Raw genomic sequence first — 15,874 nt, 5'->3', positions numbered from 1 at the left:
GTACCGTTCCGCCGCGCCCTGCCTGCGTACCGCGCGTCCCTCCGCCGCGTGTCCTTCCGAATGATTTGGTGAGCCCCTGTATCTCGATCATTGCGTTCCTTCCTTGGATGCCGAGCGGATGATTTCAAGCCTACCGTGGATTGACGCGCCTCGCCGAATCGTCAATCCATGTGTCTCCCCACCTCACCGAACCGCATCGCGTTCCCGCTTATCTCCAACGGACACGGAACCTCATCCTCAAGGATGAGGTGCGCGTTCATCCTTGTGACCGATGGAAATCCTGCGCGGCCGGGAAGACCATGGATGCAAACAGTCGGCAGCGTCGTGTGACGCGCGGCCCGTGGAGACAAGACAGCCTTGGCCTTGACCTCCGGGGACGCTTCTCATGGAAGGTGGATCATGCCAGCTATATCGGCGACGAATCTCTCAATCGGATACAGGAACTCCCCGATCGTCAGCGACATCAACCTGCAATTACGTACGGGCAGGATCATCTGCCTGCTCGGGGCGAACGGCGCGGGCAAGACCACGCTGATGAAGACGCTGCTCGGGCGGATCAAGCCCGTGAGCGGGGAGGTCACGTACACCGGGACGAATATCGACGAGATGTCCGCGGCGATAGACCACCCCAGTTTCTTTCCCTACCTGAGCGGCAGACGGAACGTCGAGGTGGCCTCCGCGTTCTGGGGTCTGGACGTGAATCCGGAGACGGCGTTGGACGCTGTCGGCATCGACCGCGCGGCGCATGGGCGGAAGGCGAAAGACTATTCGACGGGCATGAAGGAGCGTCTGGAGCTGTGCCTCGCCCTCGTACCGCATCCGAGATTCCTGTTCCTTGACGAGCCGCAGAACGGCTTGGACCCCGATGGCATCGCCTCCTTGTCCGAAATGCTTCGCGCCTATCGAGATAAGGGGAACTGCGTCGTCATCTCAACGCATCTGCTCCATGAGATCCAGGGAGTCCCGGACGAATGCATCATGATCCGACATGGCCGGGCCGTGCAGGTCGCGAATCTGACCGGGGTGAACCTCGCGAATCTGTATTACGGGAGGCATGAGTCGTGAGCGCCATTTCTCCCATTCGCGCGTTGGCCGCCTATTACTGGAACGTATGGTATTCCCTCGCCGCGGTGTTCGGAGCCGTGTCGTCTCTCCTGCTGGGTGCGTGGATCTCAGGCGCGGCGAACGGAACCCCGATAACCGGAGGATATTGCATCTATTTCACCGGCACCCAGCCGCTGATTTGTCTCACGTTGCTCTTCGCATACGATGACAGGGTCGCGAAAGCGCACTATGGGGGCCTGCCCCGCCACGTGTATTGCGCGTGGACGCCGTGCTCGCTCAGGGCCATGTTCCGGGCTCTGATCCTGACCGCCGTGAACCTGCTGAGCGTCTTGTGCTTCGACGCCATCATGATCCTGACGGGTACCGGAATGCACCCGCATCTGGCCACCGTCCTGTGCTTCGTCGTGCTGCAGAGCCTTGCGATTTCCCTGATCTACTCGATCATCGAGATCATCACCGATCCCAAAATCGCCGGAATCGTCTCGGGCGTCCTTTGCTATGTCTGGGTTCTTCTGCCGGGAGACCTTCCCGATTATGCGACGCTCTACGTCGCGAACGCCCTGCGAACCGTCGGGTTGAACCTGAACGGCACCGTGATGTCGCCGGCGGAAACGGCGAGCCGATCGCCTATCGGCCCCGTGATGGTCGTCGTCCCGATTGTGGCGCTCATGGTCGCCTATGTCCTGTTGAGCTGGTTCCGTTGCAAAGGAGCAGATAAGAAATGAAATCCCTGATCCGTATCGAGCGCGTGTCGCTGATTCGCTGGTCGACGCTCGCCTTCATGGCCGTGCTTTTTCTCCCGCTGCTTTTCTTCCGTTACGGGAACACGGGCGCGGTGGTGCAGTCGGCGATGGTGATGGCGCTTCCCATAGCCACGGCCGGTCTCGTCTTCTCCCATGCGAGGGTGCCCTCTTCGTATCGTTCCTTCAGCATCCACGATCGGCTTCTGCTTCGCTTTACCTTGGAGTCGCTGTCGCTCGGCGTCGTGGTCAACGTCTGCCTGACTTTGCTGTATGGATTCGCCATCGGATTTGCCGTCAATGAGCGGCCTCTCTCACCGCATACCGTTGTGATGCTTGCGTTCGCCGCCGTCGTTCTTTCCCTTGCATGCTTCGCCCTGCGACTCTGGGCCAGTCCCCTCGTCGCATGGAACGTCGTCGCCTTCTTCGTCGTCGCCGGGCTTACGGTGAGCTCCGGCATGTTCGAAGACGCGCCGATGCTGTACGCCGTCATACCGACCACATGGGCACTGCAGGGGGCGAGATTCGCCGGTTATGTGATTCCGGTCGGCGTCGCCGTCGCCGCGATAAGCGCATGGCTGCTGCTCAAGGCGGTGATACGCGAGGCTCCCAATACGATTAGGAACTATGTATCATAAGGGATATGAGTGTTCTTTCCCTCGGCCAAGTGCGAGACGCCGCACGGAAAACCGCCCCGAACCATGGGGTGGGAGAGATGTATGTCTATGGTTCCGTTGCTCGCGGGGACAACAACGCTCTTTCCGATGTCGATCTCGTCTATCGGCTGAACGAAGGGCAACGGGCCACGGCGGGAACGATTCTGTCACTCAAGGATGATTTGGAATCCACTCTCGGTGCTCCGGTGTCATTGCTGTCCATGCGCACCTTACTGTTCAACGCGCAGCACACTGCGTCTGGAAAACGATTCTATGACGCCATCAAAAACGATTTGACAAGGATCATGTGATGCACGATCGAGAACGTGATGCGCTTTTGCTGGACGAGCTGATCGAGCATCTTGGAAAAATCATGCTCACCGAAAATGCCGTGCGGCCCAGACGATGAGGCGTACACGGTTGGTTTGGCCGGGGTCCCTGAGAATGGTACCCAAACCCCTCCTGACGCAGAAACCGTCTCGTCCATGGATTCCTCGCCCGTGACTCACGCGATGAACGAGCGAAACTCCTCCAGACGAGCGCATCCTCCCGATTCATAGCAAAGCTCAGCCGACACGCGTCGTACCTCCATCGACGTGCCCGGCCTTCGTGAGTACCTTCTGCCCATCGGTCCGCCGCGCACCGGGCACTTCCTCGCTCTCGCCGATTCGTCTCTGCAGATGGAACAAGTCAACCCGAAAAGTCAAGCACCCGGCCGGATCAACACCCGAACCGTTAATCGCACCACGACACGCGAACCCACAGTAAGCCTCACCCCGGATTTAAGACCCACGTTTCTTTACTTAACCCTGAATCATTATCATATTCCATGAAATCCCCCAAAGGGCCTCTCCGGACGGTCTTCGACTGAGCCGTGATGCACTGGGGGTTCTCTTTTTTCGGGAGTGTCATCGGTGGGGTTTGTCACCCTAAGATGACAGATCTTGGTTGTCTCTCGACTTCCGTGCTCCTTTCCATGAGGGTATGAGTCATGCGTCGGAAACGGCGTGATCAACCTTTACGGAAAGGGGCTGGCGTGGCAATCCAAAATCCAAATACGCCCATTGCGGCAAGCCATTGGCAACGAAATGACGGCATGCAACCGGTCAAGTCGATGCCGGTTCAGGCGCGTGGGCTGGTCAAGCGTGTGGCTTCCGCTGATGGTTCCAGTCCGAGTGTGATTCTCAATGATGTCTCGTTGGATATTCCCGGTGCCGGGTTGACGGCAATCGTCGGGCCTTCGGGAGCGGGCAAGACCTCTTTGTTGTACGTGTTGTCCGGTTTGGACAGGCCCGACTCGGGCCGGGTCGTCATTGGCGGCACCGACATCTACGCGTTGGACGAGGAGCGTCGTTCGCGGTTCATCCGCGGGCATATCGGTTTCGTGTTCCAGCAGTACAACCTCGTGCCGTATCTGACGGTCGAGGAGAACGTGATGCTGCCGCTCTCGCTCGCCCATCGCAAGGCCGACTACGTGCATGTCACGCAGCTGCTGTCCCGGTTCGGCCTGCGCCGGAGGGCGAGGACCGTGGTGAGCGCCCTGTCCGGTGGAGAGCAGCAGCGCGTGGCCCTGTGCCGGGCCCTGCTCTTGCGTCCGTCGGTGGTGTTCGCCGACGAGCCCACCGGCGCGCTCGACACCGCGAACAGCGGGCTCGTGCTGCAGGTGCTGCGCGAGCTGGCGGGTTCGGGTTCCAGCGTGGTCATGGTCACACATGACACGGACGCCGCCGCCCTAGCCGATCGCGTGGTCTTCCTGCGCGACGGCGGGATCACCCACGTGGCAGGCAGGCTGACCGCCGGGCAGATCGTCGAGGGCATGCGCCGCACGTTCGAGCCTGCCATGCCGCAGCACGGTCAGGAGGCTCGCCGTGGGTAGGTATGTGCTTCGCGTGTTCCGTGACAATCTCGCGGGTTGGGTGCCCACGATCATGGTGGTCGCGGTGGTGACCACGCTGGTGGGCGTGTGCATGAACCAGTTCGTGTGGACCTCGTCGCCGTCATTCGCGTCGGCCGCCCGGCTGGCGGGTTTGGATCCGGCCGAGTTCACCATGGTGTCGGTCACGATCTATGTCGTGGTGGCGTTGCTTGCGTTCTTCTCGCTGACGGTGGTCGGTTCGGCCACGGTTGACCGCATCCGCGGCACGTTCGCGCAATGGCGTCTCATGGGCGCCAGCCCGAGCCAGGTGCGCGCGGGCATGTGGATGCTCGTGGGCGTGGCGAGCCTCACTGGCTCGCTGATCGGCTCGCTGATCGCGATGCCGGCCAGCCTGCTCGCGGTCCCCGAGTTCGACGCGATGGCCGCAGAGAGCTTCGCCGGCGGGCTCGGCTCGTTCGTCCCTCCCGCGTTCACACCGTCCGCGACGGCATGGCTTGGCTCGCTGCTGTTGGGCGTGGCCACGTGCATGCTGGGCGCGTTCGTGCCCTCGATACGCGCGGCGAAGGTCCGTCCCATCGAGGCGATCCGCGGCAAGGACGTACCGGTCGGGCGGCGTGGATGGCGGTATTGGGCGCGTTGGGCGCTCGGATTGACCGTCATGGCGGTGGCATTGGTATTGGCGTTCTCCGGCATGGGCATGCCGCGCGCCCAAGCGTTCGGCCAGGAGGCCGGCCAGACGTTCAACGGCGCATTATGGGCCGGGATCATCGCGTCGTTCGGCATGTACGTCCTCGCCGGCGTGCTGGTCCCGATCCTGCTGGACGCGGGACGCGTCATATGCCGCCTGTGCGGGTCGGCGACCGGCGTGCTCGCGGCCCGCGCCGCCAAGGCGAAGACCGTGTCCAGCATGAACACCATCGCCCCGCTCGCACTGGCCCTGGGATTGTCCGCGACCCTGCTGACCTGCGCGCGGTCCTACGGGCGGATACTGGCCCTGGGCGGCCATCCGACGAGCCTGAACTACACGGACTCGCTGCTGATGATCGCGATGCTGTGCATCGTGTCCCTGACCACGAGCCTGGCCGTCATCGCGTTGTCGAACCGTGGCATGGTCGCCGAACAGGCGCTGCTGCGCAGCATCGGCATGTCGCCGCGCCGGGTGACGCGCATGATCCTGTGGCAGAGCGTGCAACTGGCCGCCGGCGCGGTCGTCCTCGCGCTCATCCCGGTCGCCGTCGGCTCGCTCGTGCTCGCCACACGCTCCATCACGCTCGTCGGCGTTCCGGTGGCCGAGATCCCGTGGGTCGGTGTGATCGGCGCGGGAGCGGCCTGCTGGCTGGCGTTGTTCCTCATCCAGTACATGCAGATCCGGCCCGCGCTGCGTCGTAGCGTGGCAGACGCGATCAGGAGCCGTTGACATGCAATCACACCAACACAACGATTCGGTTATCGGCTTCCTGCTGCTCGGCCTGTTCCTGTCTCTGCCCGGCGTGCTGATTGCGTGGATCATCGGCCGCGACGGGCACGGATGGGAGCATGGCGGCCGTGTCGTCGCATGGATCGGGGCGCTGTTCTCGCCGTTCGTATGGCTGGCCATCATCATCGTATTCACTGTGTCGTTCACCGGTTCGGTCACGATGCTCGGCTGCCTGATGCCCGGCGCGGACTGTCTCGCCCAGTGAACATGCCGATGACCCGACGAGGTGGCACAGTGGATCATATGGAACGGCAAACGGTGAATGTCGGCAGGGTCACTGCCATAGCCATGCCATTATGTGTGCTCGCGGTCGAGGGCGCGATGCTCACGTGGGAGCGCATGATCGGCACCCCGTTGGACCCGATGTACACGCTCGCCAAGCGGACCGGCGGATTCGTGATGCTGTTGCTAGCCCTGTGCCTGTCATGTCTGACATTGGTGTTCCGCTACCGTGCCCCGTCCGTCACGTTGATGTCGCAGCTTGTCCTGACCTTGATCCTGTCCTTCTGGCATGCGGACTCAATCCTGCTGGTCCAGCTGGTCGCGGCGTTCTACGCGTTCATGCGCACGGCCAAGGAACGCCGCATGTACATCGGATCCCTCGCGACGACGCTGGCCGTGACCCTGGCGACGTTCATATCATGGCCCGCCAGCCGGTTCCTCGGCGAATGGCCCGGACGCATCCTCCTGCTCGCCCTCGCCGGCGCGATTGCACTGGCGCGCCGCGGCATGGCCCAAGCCAGGAACGCCATGGCCGCCGCCGGCTTGGAACATCGGCGCGCGCAGACCGCCGTCAAGCAGCGTGACGCCGCGGTGCATCGTTCGCGCATCGCCGGCCAGCTGCACGACAGCGTGGGGCACGGGTTGACCGCGATCATCGCTTTATCCGAAGGATTGACCGGCAAGACCGGCGACCCGCGCGTGGAGGAGGCTCTGAAAGGCATCAACGAGATCGCACGGGAAAGCCTGGAGGACACACGCAAGGCCGTGCGCGCACTGACCGAAACCGACACGACCGCCGAAAACGAGGATTCCTCCGCTCCGGGCTCCCGGAGCATGCGTTCGTGGGACGACATCCGCCCGATCCTCGCACACGCCCGTACGCTCGGCATCATTACCGTATTCACCGAAACCGGCATCCGCGCCGACGACGGACCGCAGGCGAATCTCTGCTTCGACGTGACCCGAGAGGCCATCACCAACGCCATCCGTCACAGCAGGCACGTCACGCATCTCAACGTCTCATGGAACCACCAGCCTCGGAATGGGGTCGTCATCATCGTCCGCAACGGCGGAGCCGGCGACGCGGCGCCAACCGCAGCATCCGATGACGGCACCGGACTGGACAGACTGTCACGGCGCGTACGGGACGTTGGCGGCACGTTCGCCTATGGGCCGGTCGATGGCACCGAATGGCAGGTCAAAGCGGTCATTCCCCCGACCGGGAAACAGCCGATTGAAAGGAAGGCCCAATCATGATCCGTGTGATGCTTGTGGACGATCAGAGACTGGCACGGCTCGGTTTCCAGCTCATGCTCGACGACATGACCGACATCACCGTCATCGCCTCGGCGGAAAACGGGCAAACCGCCATCGACACACTCAACCGGTTGGACGCCGATCACCGGCCGTTGCCCGACGTGATCCTCATGGACGTGCGCATGCCCGGCATGGACGGCATCGAAGCAACCCGACACATCGTTAAACACTGGCCCGCCATCAGAATCCTCATCCTCACCACCTACGACGAAGACGACTACGCCTTCGGTGGACTCGATGCCGGAGCCAGCGGATTCCTGCTGAAGGACGTCACCAAACGCGCACTGGTGGAAGCGATTCGCTCCATCGCCAGCGGCGATGCGATCCTCACCCCACGTATCACCAGACAGGTGCTGGAACGAGGCCTCCCCCACCCCACGGGAGACCGACGGCAACAGGAATTACGCGCGTCATTCGACATGCTCACCCCGCGTCAACGTGAGATTTGCTCACTCATTGCCGAAGGACTCAGCAATGAGGAGATCGCCGGAAGACTCGTCATCGAATCCAATTCGGTCAAACGCGCAGTCAGCCGCATCCTTACGGCCCTCGGGCTCAGGGATCGCACTCAGATTGCCGTCAGCTGGTACAAGGCCGGAGGGTTGTAGTTTTTTCGTCACCGTAAATCCCGAGGTAAAGGCGAAGGCCCATGCCGTTAGACATGAATGTCTCGTTTCTCCAGTATGAGGGATGCGATGGCGATGATGATGAGAGTCATGCCGATGGATGTGCCGATGCTGATGCACATGGTGGCGGGCGTGACGGGATCGACCGGGAACGAGGTGCCGATGCGGCTGGCGGCGGAGCCCATCATGGTGGACCGGGTGAGGATGCCGTATGGCAGGAAGTATGCGGGAGTCAGGTGCAGGAGCAGGAGGAACGTGTTGGCGCCGGCCAGGACGAGTCCCATGGCGATGGGCGGGGCGAACGGCCGGATGAAGCAGGAGAATGCCGACTGGGCGGCGGCCACGGGCAGGCAGGCGATCATGGAGGCGAGCACGCTCCACCAGTATTCCAACGGCAGCATGCCGGGTAGTCCCGCGAGCTTGCCCACGAGGATCGCGGTGATGAGGAACACGGGTTGCATCAGTGCCGACAGCAGCCCTATGGCGAGGGTCTTGCCCGTCATGACGCCCCATGCGGGTGTTCCCGAGCTCATCAGGGCGTTCCAGTTGCCGCCCTTGTGTTCGACGCGCCAGACGAGCGAGGCGATGACGGCGATGCCGACCGCGTACATGGCCATACCGTAGAAACCTGTTGCGCGGGCCCACAGGAGATGCCAGCCGTCCGTGCCGAACCCTCCCGAGATGAGGGTCATGCCCGTGCCGGTCAACACCATGATCAGCGGGTAGAGTACGACGAAGATTCCTATGCGTGAGCCTTTGATCTTCGCCAATTCGCAGGCCATGAGACCTGCAAGGTTCGCGTGTTTCATGAACGGGCCTCCATTCGGTCGAATCGTGCGGTGATCCACAGGAACATCACGGCGGCAATCACGGCGAGTACGCCGACCGCGGCATACGGGGTGTCGTTCCAGACGAGCGATTCCCCTTGGTATCCGGCGGGCATGATCTTCGCGTACGCGCCCCACAGCGTCGGATAGGCGAGCCAGTCGGGGAACGCGCCGGCGAAGTTCGCCAGCAGGAACCCGATCAGGCCGATGCCGATGCCGGCCAGTTGGTTCTCCACGCGCGAGGCGATGAGGAGCTGCACGGTGAGCACGATCAGGCTGATGGTGGTCACGGCGACCGCGTAGCCGGCGAGTCTCGGCCAGGGCACCGGTCCTGTGACGCCGACGGCCAGAGCGAAACCGGTGGTGGCCGCGACGGCGAGCAGGGAGACGAGAATGACCGGTAGTCCGGTGGCGATGAATTTGATCCGGCACAACCGGCCCGGTGCCAGTCCCGCGGTGGATTGGAACAGCCACCCGTTGCCCAGATGCTCGATGTCGGCCTGACGGCTGGCGATGACCGCCAGCAGGATCGGCATGAGCATCGAGAACCCCGCTCCCATGCAGGCCGTGACCAGTTTCCATGCCGTGCCGTCCGTATCGGTGAGGTGTCTGGTCAGTCCGGCGCCGAGGCTTTCGAACATGGTGGCGCCGATGATGCCCACCGGCATCAGGATGTAGAGGGGCAGGACCTTGAGCCGGTGCATCTTGGCGTATTCGTTCATGATGGCCCGGCGCAGCATGCCTTCGTTCCTGGACTGCGGGGCCGCGGTGTCGGCATCGGGCGTGGCCGCACCCGGGGTTGCGTGTCTCATAGGCTTCCCGCTCCCGTCAAACGCATGAAGATGTCCTCCAGGCTTTGTTCGCGGCGGCGCACCATGAAGATGCGTAGGCCCTGGCTCACGAACCATGCGATGATATCGGCGGTCGTGTCGTGAGAGCCGACGCCCGGTACGGCCAGTGCCCGGTCTTCGAGGGCGAGTCCGGTGTAGCCGCGTGATTCCAGCAGGGCCTTCGCCTTCGCCGGGTCGTCGGTTTCGACGAGCAGGTCGGGTGTGGCCTTGGAGAACAGTTGGGAGCGCGTGCCTTGGAACAGGAGACGCCCTCGTGACAGGATGCCGAGTGTGTCGCAGGTCCTGTCGATCTCGCCGAGCAGGTGGCTTGATACGATCACCGTGACGCCCTGATCGCGCAGGCGGGCGAGCAGTTCACGGATCTCCTCGATGCCTGCCGGATCCAGCCCGTTGGTCGGCTCGTCCAGTATCAGCAGTTGCGGCGAGCGTGCGAGTGCCATGGCGATGCCGAGGCGTTGCTTCATGCCCAGCGAGTAGTTGCGTACGAGCTTGTCCATCTGGCTTTCCATGCGCACCGCGTGCACGGCCGCGTCGATCTGACGGTCGCTCAGCGAGAGCAGGCGTTGGACGATGCGCATGTTCTCCTCGCCGGTCAGGTGCCCGTATCCGGGAGGCGATTCAATCAGCGAGCCGATATGCGTCAACTGCTCGCCCCGGGTCCTGCGGTTCATGGGCCGCCTGTCGATGATGATGTCGCCTCCGGTGGGTTGGACCAAGGACAGGAGCATCTTCATCGTGGTGGATTTGCCCGAACCGTTCGGGCCGAGGAACCCGTACACACTGCCGCGCGGCACGAGCAGGTTCAGATCGTCGACGACCGTGCGATCGCCGTAGCGCTTCGTCAGATGATGGGTGGACACCATCGCGTCGGATGGATACCCTTGCCGGGATTGTCGTTGGTTGCTCATGGCATCCATGATTCCCGGGATCCGCCGCCCCCGCCATTGGCCGGATGGACTATTCGCGTCCGGTGCCGCTAGTCGTTTCGGACTAGTCGAGTCGCCATCACCGGTCGTCGGCGGAGACAAGGCCGATGCGGTAGGCCAACACCGCGGCCTGGACACGGTTGCATGAGCCGGTCTTGTCCAGCACATGCCGCACATGCACGCGCACCGTGTTCTCGGCGATACGCAGACGGTCGGCGATCTGCCCGTTCGACAATCCCAAGCCGATCAGACGAAACACCTCCGCCTCCCGGTCGGTCAGGTCGAACGCCCTCACCGCACCCGTGACGTCCCTGTTGCCGGCATTGTCCTTCGTGCTCCCGTTCGAAAGGAAATGCCCCAGCAGACGTGCGGTCATGCGTGGGGACACGACCGCGTCACCGGCCTCGACGTGCCGTATCGCCGAGACGAGCTCGTCCAACGGTGCGTCCTTGAGCAGGAATCCCGATGCCCCGGCCTCCATCGCGTCGATCACATACTCGTCCAACGCGAACGTGGTCAGCATCAGCACACGAGGCGCGTCGTCCTTGAATTCCGCGCGGATTCGCCGGGTCGCCTCCACGCCGTCCATCACGGGCATGCGTACGTCCATCAACGCCACATCCACCGGTGTGGATTCCAGAAACGCCAACGCCGCACCGCCGTCCTCGGCCTCGCCGGTCACGTCGATGCCATCGACGGTCTCCAACAGCAGCTGCAATCCCATGCGGAACATCGGCTGGTCGTCCACAATCAATACGCGAATCGCCATCACTTCATCTCTCCCCGTCATGCGCATCGTCGAACGGCAGCACGGCGACCACCTCGAACCCGCCCCGAGGGGCCGGTCCGAACCGCAGCGTGCCGTCATAGGCATCAACCCGTTCCCGCATGCCGATCAGACCTCGACCGCCATCGGTGAAACCGCCGTCATGATGCGACTTCGGCCCGGCGCCGTCGTCATCCACACGGATGGTCAGGGCATCCCCGCCGTAATCCAACGTCACCTCGATGCGGGTCGACGACGGGCCGCCATGTTTGACTGCGTTCGTCAACGACTCCTGCACGATGCGATACGCCGCGGCATCCAATCCGGTAGGCAGAGTGCGACGTTCGCCCCGCACCGTCAATTCCACATCGACGCCACCCGCGCGGGCCCGGGCGACGAGAGCATCCAGATTCACAAGACTCGGCTGAGTCGAATCGCCGGCACTCGTATCGTCGTCGCGCAGCACGGTCAGCACCCGGCGGATGTCGGCCGTGGCCGCCCGCCCCGTACTGCTCACCATGCTCATCACCTTCCCGGCCTTCGCGGGGTCCGAATCGACCAGACGACCTGCGGCTTCCGCCATCACCGTCATCGACACCAACGAATGCGAGACCGCATCATGAATCTCACGTGCGATGCGCGTACGCTCTCCGACGACGGCCAGACTCACACGTATATCCCGCTCACATTCCAACTGCCGATTGCGTTCGCGCAGGGAACCGACCAGCAGACCCCATCCCCACACCCAGCCGATCAGCATCACCGCCAGCATCACCGCATCGCGTGACACCCAGCCGGCACGCACCTGCCACGCCGCCACGACCCCCACGAAGCTAAGCGCCAATAACGCGGCGATCAACGCCTGCAGCCAGCGACTCCGGCTCGCCACGTTATACACGCCGAACACCACCATTACCGATGACGGCAACGGCGTCACCACACCATCGAACATATTGAGGGGCACGTCCGAACCGGGAACCGGAAGCGGGACAAACAGCACTTGAACGATAGCGAATCCCAACGAGACCAAAAACGACCCCAGCGGGAAACGTCGTCTCGCCAACCACGGTGCGCACATCCCGACCGCGCACACCAACCCGACAACACCCTTCAACGGAACACCGAAAGAAAACCACGGCAACACGAACGGCAAATCACACAACAGCCCAACGCCCGTCACGAGCGCATCAAGCCAAGGAACATGGAAGGTCCTGACTGAAACACTGTTTATCGGATTTGTCTTCAAGTCCACGGACAACACGGTAGATGCACAACAATACAATCCCATTCATGGCGGAACGAAGTGTTGGCATGTGACATAGAAGTCGAATCCTGGATTAAGCGGGTTGCCCACTCATCAACCTGCGCATCATACGGGCGAATCCCGGCATGCCGGAATGTTCGAGCCGTTCCAGTTCTTCCCCGCATGGTGCGCGGCGGATGCTTTTTCGATGCGACCAGTTCGGTCATGGCCTTGACCTCGCGTTCGGGATATGCCTCGGCGACGCCGGTCAGAAACGCGTCGGGGGTGACGGGCGGATAATCCGATCTTGGCGAGTTGGTTCGCGGGGAAGTCCTTCAGATTGAAGGTGACGATCACATCCGCATCACCGTTATAGGCGGCGGCCACATGCCGATCATCAGCGTCCGGCAACACGACCTCACCGGTCAGTTCCGGAATGGGAGAGACAAAATAATACGGCTTGACATTGCGGATGGCGGACAGATAGCGGTCGACCCAAGCAGAATCTTTACCGAGGTCGTCGACGAACGCCCGGCGGGCTTCTTCAAGCACGTCGTCGGAGTATTCGAGGTCGAACAAGTGATGGACGGCAAACGTGAGCAGCACATCTGTCAGCCAGGTGTGCGGGAAGATGTTCGCGTCGAGAAAAGCGACCACCAACTCAAATCCCTCTCGTTTCAGCTGTAACGAGCCAGATAGGCCGAGTAGTTGATGTCGTCCAATCCACCTTGGCTGGCGGCCTCGCGCATGGTCTCCAATGCCTCATGGCCGTGGGATTCCGACTTGTCGCGGTAGGCGACGACCTGCGCGCGGGAAACCATGCGGTTGCCTTTCGCGCCGTAGCGCACGAACGGAATCTCTCCGGCGTCAAGCATGCGGGCGACGGTCTTCGCCGATACGCCGAGAATCTGAGCGGCCTCACCGGTGGTGATCATCTCCGCCGAATTGTCGTGCACGATGGCCGCGAACGCGCGGCGCAGTTCCTCCGCGTCCAGCGGGTATGCCTTGCCGTCGCCCGTGGTGATGTATGCGGAGCCTTTGCTGATCTGGGAAATGGGGATTGCCTCGAATGTGGTCATGGCGAGTCCTTTCCTGAAGCCTTATGCCCACCCTATCCCAAATCAGACATTTCGGCAATATCGGACATATCAGACATATCGGACAATTGGTCGATTGGAGACGAAATGGGCTACCCTGCGTGTGGAATGTCAATCTGCCTTGAATGCCGTGCGGCCCAGACGATGAGGCGGACGCGGTTGGTCTGACCGGTTTTCCTGAGGATGTTGCCGATATGGGTTTTAACGGTGGATACGCTGATGCCCAGGCTCGCGGCGATCTGCTCGTTGGAGTCGCCTTGGACGATGCGGGCGAGGATGTCATGTTCCCGGCTGGTGAAATCGGGAAGATCGTCGTCGTTCCTTCCGACTGGCGTCTCACCGTTGTCTGCGAATGTCGTCACCGCCGCCGTCGTCCGGACGGAACCGGTGGCGAGCCGTTGGCTGAGACGGTTCATGGTGGCGGTGTCCATGACGGTGTTGCCCGAGGCGGCGGCACGTATGGCGTCTATGAACTGTTCCGCACTGCTGTTTTTGAGGAGGAATCCGCTGGCTCCGGCATCGAGCATGCCGATGGCGTAGGCATCGGTGTCGTATGAAGTCAGGCCGATGACGCGCGTTTCCAGCAGATCGTGAATGATGATGCGTGCAGCTTGGATGCCGTCGAGTCCGGGCATGCGCACGTCCATGAGGATCACGTCCGGTTTGGATTGGCGGGCCGTGCGTATCGCGGTTTCGCCGTCCGCGGCCGTGGCGATGACGGTCATATCGGGCTGTGCGTCGATGATGCGCGTGAACCCGCTGAGTATCAGCGACTGGTTGTCGACCAGCATCACGCGAATGGGCTGCATCCGGTGTGCGTTTTCCGTCATTGCCACCGTCCTTCTTGACGGTGTCCGTCGCCCGTCTCGTTCAATGCCGCCGCCACCGGTTCTCTCTGATGGGGCAGCGGCCAGACAGCATCGATTGAACAGAGCCCACCCGTCATGCTGATGCTGGCGTGACCGTCATATTGCTCGCACCTCCACCGGATGCCGTCAAGACCGTGTGTGTGCCGTCGCCGTTCGGTGACGTTCGGCGACTCCGATGCGCAAGAAAGAGGCGCATACGGGTTTTCGCAGTGCAGTCGAATTGCATCGCCGGTGATGGTCAGGGACAGATCGACGCAGCGAGGTTGTGCGTAGCGCAGCGCATTGGTCAGACATTCCTCGGCCACACGGTATACGGCGTGAGACAGTCCCGTCGGCAGACACGATAGCTTCATGCCTTCCTGGTGCAGGTCGATGACCAGCCCCTGTCTCCGGTATCCGGCGATGAGAGCGTCGAACTGGTCGAGTGTGGGTTCCGGCAAACGGTCTTCTCTCGTAATGTCGGATAGTAGGGCCCGCAAATCGGCGACGGCTTCGCGCGAGGCTTGGGAGATGTCCGCGAACGCCATGCGCGATGCGGAATCGGCGGTGGTCGTTCTGCCGCTTTCGGCTTGGACGGTGATGCCGGTGAGCGTGTGGGCGAGGATGTCGTGCATCTCGTGGCTGATGCGCATGCGTTCCTCCAATACGGCCAGCCGCGCACGCATGTCACTGTCGCGTTCGGCCATGATCCGGCGTTCTTTCTCCGCCTCAAGCCGCATATCCTTGGCACAGTTGAGCCGGCCCGCCTGCCATGCGGACAGCATCAGACTGCCCGCGAATAGTCCTGCCACGGGCATCGTCCAATCCGGGGAGCAAACAATTACCAAGTGCAGGCCGAATGCGACGATGGGCAACAGACACGACGCCAAGCCAACCAGCCGGCGACGCCTCACCCGACCTGTCCCGCACAGAAACACGGATACCACCGCCATGAGCTGGCCGATCAACGTGAACGAGCCGTAGATGGTCGTATATGCGGCGGGGACGACGGTCGCCGATACGGCGAATACGGTGAACCGCCGTCGCACGAACACGATGGAGGCGACGGCCACGCTCGCCCATGCCCAATCGCCCATGCCCGCCGCACCGAACAGCATGCACAACAGCACGCCGAACAAGGCGACCGTATCCTCTGCACGAACCTTCATACCAACGACGTTACCCGTATCAGTTGGCCGATGACATGATTCGCAATGATGATTCCCACTCTCCTCGTTCCAGAGAACTCATACCTAGGTACCAGTCCGTTCATACTTCGATACCGGTCGGATGCGGATTGGTTCTTCCGGATGATACCCCGCACGATTCCATCCCCA

The 15,874-nt window shown here is 62.3% G+C and carries 18 protein-coding genes; 9 read left to right on the top strand and 9 right to left on the bottom strand.

Features of this window, described 5'->3' with window-relative positions; translation table 11 throughout:
• Positions 1-399: 399 nt before the first annotated feature.
• From BSTEL_RS05665 to BSTEL_RS05625, 9 genes are all read left to right on the top strand, one after another.
• On the top strand, positions 400-1,065 hold the full coding sequence (locus BSTEL_RS05665) for an ABC transporter ATP-binding protein (RefSeq protein ID WP_034528187.1): 666 nt from the start codon (positions 400-402) through the stop codon (positions 1,063-1,065).
• Positions 1,062-1,790, top strand: coding sequence for a hypothetical protein (locus BSTEL_RS05660; protein ID WP_034528185.1), 729 nt, complete (start codon positions 1,062-1,064; stop codon positions 1,788-1,790). The genes BSTEL_RS05665 and BSTEL_RS05660 overlap by 4 nt, the downstream gene beginning before the upstream one ends.
• Positions 1,787-2,443: a hypothetical protein gene (locus tag BSTEL_RS05655; RefSeq protein WP_051922875.1), complete on the top strand. Its 657-nt coding sequence runs from the start codon at positions 1,787-1,789 to the stop codon at positions 2,441-2,443. The genes BSTEL_RS05660 and BSTEL_RS05655 overlap by 4 nt, the downstream gene beginning before the upstream one ends.
• Before the next feature lie 5 nt (positions 2,444-2,448).
• Positions 2,449-2,772 carry a nucleotidyltransferase family protein gene (locus BSTEL_RS05650; protein ID WP_034528183.1) on the top strand — a complete coding sequence of 108 codons (324 nt, stop codon included), beginning with the start codon at positions 2,449-2,451 and terminating at the stop codon, positions 2,770-2,772.
• A 680-nt stretch (positions 2,773-3,452) separates the two neighbouring features.
• A complete protein-coding gene (locus BSTEL_RS05645) occupies positions 3,453-4,337 on the top strand; it encodes an ABC transporter ATP-binding protein (protein WP_338010572.1) in 885 nt (294 codons plus the stop codon).
• A gap of 13 nt (positions 4,338-4,350) precedes the next feature.
• Positions 4,351-5,754 carry an FtsX-like permease family protein gene (locus BSTEL_RS05640; protein WP_238567633.1) on the top strand — a complete coding sequence of 468 codons (1,404 nt, stop codon included), beginning with the start codon at positions 4,351-4,353 and terminating at the stop codon, positions 5,752-5,754.
• 1 nt (position 5,755) lies between these two features.
• Positions 5,756-6,019, top strand: a complete 264-nt coding sequence (locus tag BSTEL_RS05635; protein WP_238567632.1) for a hypothetical protein — start codon at positions 5,756-5,758, stop codon at positions 6,017-6,019.
• Between the two features lie 38 nt (positions 6,020-6,057).
• Positions 6,058-7,293, top strand: coding sequence for a sensor histidine kinase (locus BSTEL_RS05630; protein ID WP_034528176.1), 1,236 nt, complete (start codon positions 6,058-6,060; stop codon positions 7,291-7,293).
• Positions 7,290-7,961, top strand: coding sequence for a response regulator transcription factor (locus BSTEL_RS05625; protein WP_034528173.1), 672 nt, complete (start codon positions 7,290-7,292; stop codon positions 7,959-7,961). Before BSTEL_RS05630 ends, BSTEL_RS05625 begins: the two co-directional genes overlap by 4 nt.
• A 47-nt stretch (positions 7,962-8,008) precedes the next feature.
• Here BSTEL_RS05625 and BSTEL_RS05620 read toward each other — a convergent pair whose 3' ends face one another.
• The 9 genes from BSTEL_RS05620 to BSTEL_RS05580 form a co-directional block, all read right to left on the bottom strand.
• The gene (locus BSTEL_RS05620) at positions 8,009-8,788 is read right to left on the bottom strand and encodes an ABC transporter permease (protein ID WP_202962069.1); all 780 of its coding nucleotides are present in this window, start codon (positions 8,786-8,788) and stop codon (positions 8,009-8,011) included.
• Positions 8,785-9,618: an ABC transporter permease gene (locus BSTEL_RS05615; RefSeq protein WP_162178983.1), complete on the bottom strand. Its 834-nt coding sequence runs from the start codon at positions 9,616-9,618 to the stop codon at positions 8,785-8,787. The genes BSTEL_RS05620 and BSTEL_RS05615 overlap by 4 nt, the downstream gene beginning before the upstream one ends.
• Positions 9,615-10,565: an ABC transporter ATP-binding protein gene (locus BSTEL_RS05610; RefSeq protein ID WP_051922874.1), complete on the bottom strand. Its 951-nt coding sequence runs from the start codon at positions 10,563-10,565 to the stop codon at positions 9,615-9,617. Before BSTEL_RS05610 ends, BSTEL_RS05615 begins: the two co-directional genes overlap by 4 nt.
• A 97-nt stretch (positions 10,566-10,662) precedes the next feature.
• Positions 10,663-11,352 carry a response regulator gene (locus BSTEL_RS05605; protein ID WP_034528166.1) on the bottom strand — a complete coding sequence of 230 codons (690 nt, stop codon included), beginning with the start codon at positions 11,350-11,352 and terminating at the stop codon, positions 10,663-10,665.
• A gap of 4 nt (positions 11,353-11,356) precedes the next feature.
• Positions 11,357-12,601 (bottom strand): sensor histidine kinase, encoded by a 1,245-nt coding sequence (locus tag BSTEL_RS05600; RefSeq protein ID WP_156963178.1) that lies wholly within the window; start codon positions 12,599-12,601, stop codon positions 11,357-11,359.
• A gap of 117 nt (positions 12,602-12,718) precedes the next feature.
• Positions 12,719-13,249, bottom strand: a complete 531-nt coding sequence (locus tag BSTEL_RS12120; RefSeq protein ID WP_162178982.1) for a PIN domain-containing protein — start codon at positions 13,247-13,249, stop codon at positions 12,719-12,721.
• A 20-nt stretch (positions 13,250-13,269) separates the two neighbouring features.
• On the bottom strand, positions 13,270-13,671 hold the full coding sequence (locus tag BSTEL_RS05590; protein WP_051922872.1) for a helix-turn-helix domain-containing protein: 402 nt from the start codon (positions 13,669-13,671) through the stop codon (positions 13,270-13,272).
• A gap of 110 nt (positions 13,672-13,781) precedes the next feature.
• Positions 13,782-14,519: a response regulator gene (locus BSTEL_RS05585; protein ID WP_034528162.1), complete on the bottom strand. Its 738-nt coding sequence runs from the start codon at positions 14,517-14,519 to the stop codon at positions 13,782-13,784.
• Positions 14,516-15,706 (bottom strand): sensor histidine kinase, encoded by a 1,191-nt coding sequence (locus tag BSTEL_RS05580; RefSeq protein ID WP_034528159.1) that lies wholly within the window; start codon positions 15,704-15,706, stop codon positions 14,516-14,518. The genes BSTEL_RS05585 and BSTEL_RS05580 overlap by 4 nt, the downstream gene beginning before the upstream one ends.
• Positions 15,707-15,874: the final 168 nt, after the last annotated feature.

This window comes from Bifidobacterium stellenboschense (assembly GCF_000741785.1).
Classification (GTDB): Bacteria; Actinomycetota; Actinomycetes; order Actinomycetales; family Bifidobacteriaceae; genus Bifidobacterium; species Bifidobacterium stellenboschense.
Note: the sequence above shows the minus strand (reverse complement) of the source record. Positions and strands in the feature narration are given on the sequence as shown.